The organism is Bacteroides sp. An322, from assembly GCF_002161765.1.
In the GTDB taxonomy this organism is placed as follows: domain Bacteria; phylum Bacteroidota; class Bacteroidia; order Bacteroidales; family Bacteroidaceae; genus Phocaeicola; species Phocaeicola merdavium.
This window is the reverse complement of the sequence record NZ_NFIN01000060.1, coordinates 1-1,896: the sequence shown is the minus strand read 5'-3', so window position 1 is coordinate 1,896 and position 1,896 is coordinate 1. Positions and strand designations below refer to the sequence as shown.

Annotated in this window: 3 protein-coding genes; 1 reads left to right on the top strand and 2 read right to left on the bottom strand. The window is 42.7% G+C overall.

The window, feature by feature from the left end; translation table 11 throughout:
* A partial coding sequence (locus B5F91_RS14700) for an AAA family ATPase (RefSeq protein WP_158099933.1) occupies positions 1-630 on the bottom strand: 630 nt, incomplete at its 3' end.
* A 110-nt stretch (positions 631-740) separates the two neighbouring features.
* On the opposite strand from B5F91_RS14700, the gene B5F91_RS14695 reads away from it, so the two are divergent.
* Positions 741-1,694: an immunoglobulin-like domain-containing protein gene (locus tag B5F91_RS14695; RefSeq protein WP_087429761.1), complete on the top strand. Its 954-nt coding sequence runs from the start codon at positions 741-743 to the stop codon at positions 1,692-1,694.
* On the opposite strand, the gene B5F91_RS14690 is transcribed toward B5F91_RS14695, so the two are convergent.
* The coding region (locus B5F91_RS14690; protein WP_204244710.1) for a PD-(D/E)XK nuclease domain-containing protein at positions 1,691-1,896 on the bottom strand (206 nt) is incomplete at its 5' end. The two genes, B5F91_RS14695 and B5F91_RS14690, sit on opposite strands and share 4 nt — an antisense overlap.

The following is a 1,896-nucleotide window of genomic DNA, read 5'->3' as shown; positions in this document are numbered from 1 at the left end:
TCCGCTGAATACGCTTACTTGCGAGAATTTAGTAACTCCCGTAAGCAATACGAACTGCAGGTCATCATCCGCTGCCTTAAACACGGAATAGAATCCTTTCAGCACTTCCCGGTTCCGGTCCTCTAACAACTGTTCTTGTCTTTCGTCTTTGATGCCCGTATCAAGTACATCCAATATCGGCTTGTCGTATTCATCAATCAGCACTACGCAACGCTTGCCCGATTGTTTATGGGCTTGCTTGAGGACGTATGCGAAACGGTCTCCCATATCTGTTAAGTAAGTGCTTTTCCCATATTGGTCCTCCCAAGTGGCTATATATCCATCCAGTTTCTTCTCTAATGTACCGGATGTAGTAAAGTTACTCCCATTGAAATCGATATGAAACACCGGATATTCCGCCCATTCCGTTTCCAGTCCTTCAATGGCAAGTCCTTTGAATAATTCTTTCTTGCCTAAGAAATAGTTTTTCAGTGTAGATACTAACAAACTTTTCCCGAATCTGCGCGGGCGGCTAAGGAAGTAAATTGTGCCGTCATGAGTTAGTTGGTAAATCTGTTCGGTTTTGTCTACATAACAATAGCCTTCTGTTACCAGTTTTTCAAAACTTTGTATACCTATCGGATATTTCATGGCTTATTCGTTTAGAAGTTATGCGCAAATATAAACAAAAAACGGCAGGAAGCCAATTATCTATCCAAAAGATTCTGTATCTTTGTTTCCAGAGTAAAAACTTAACGGCTATGAGAACCAAGATTTTATGCTTAGCATTAATAGGCTTGTTTGTCTTGATTGGATGTAAGGGCAAACCAGTGCATGACGCAACCTCCTCTGATACGATACGCGTGGAAAATTCGCCCTTGAAAGAACGGATTACAGGAAGGGAACTCATACAGCGTTTACAGAAAGCATATGGATTATTGGATGATTTAGTGAGTGATCCTAATTGTCCGGCTTTCCTTATGGGGATTTATCTTGATAAAGGCGTTCCGGTGATTCAGGTGGAAGGCGACACAGTCCTTATCCGCCAAGAATTGGAGGAGAAATTAGAAAGTGATGCTTTCCGATTGGAATTAACAGGCGGTTTGGTATTCTCACAAAAGAGATTACAAATGTTGCAAGATGAAATGAGCAAACGCTTATCGCTTCCTGAAAATGCGGAAATCAATGCGAATATTATCGGTTACGGTGCAGGAGTACATCATTTATCGGTGAATTTGATTGTAAATACGCCCGAAAGGCAAAAGGAATTTCGGGAAAAAATTATCGATTCGCCTGCACTGGAGTTTAGGGGAAAGACCGGAAACGAACTTTGTACGCTTATCGGAACGAGTGATACATTGGGAATTTCTTTAGAGCCAGAGCGTCCCGTTTATCCATGCCATACACAGACAGTGAAGTTTATCCTGCATAATAATACGGGATATGTCGGGACTTCCGCAGCATCGATATTATACGGTGAAGGGTATTCGTTGGCATACGAGCGGGACGGACAATGGTTTTATGTACCTATCAATGACAATGTAATTGACATCGGTTATATGTTATCCCCAGGAGAAGAAGGGATGTTTAGCGCCAGCCTTTATCCTGACATACATCCGAATCAGCCCGGTCGATACCGTATCTTTAAAGATGTACGGATTGGAGGAAACCGTGAAAAAGTCTTATTGATGGCGGAATTCCGGCTGGAAGATTAGCCTTGCATCTTCCAACCGTCAATAGTTCCCGTCTGCGAAGAAAAGCTGACCCCTATTTTGTATAAGGTTCGTTCGTCCGATTCGTAGGGTCTTGCATATCCTTTTTCTTCAATTTGTCGGAGGGCTTCGTCTGCCGTACCGTCTAACTTGAACTCGAAGATATAGATATAGTCCGGTGTCTCTACGATGCAGTCCACCCTTC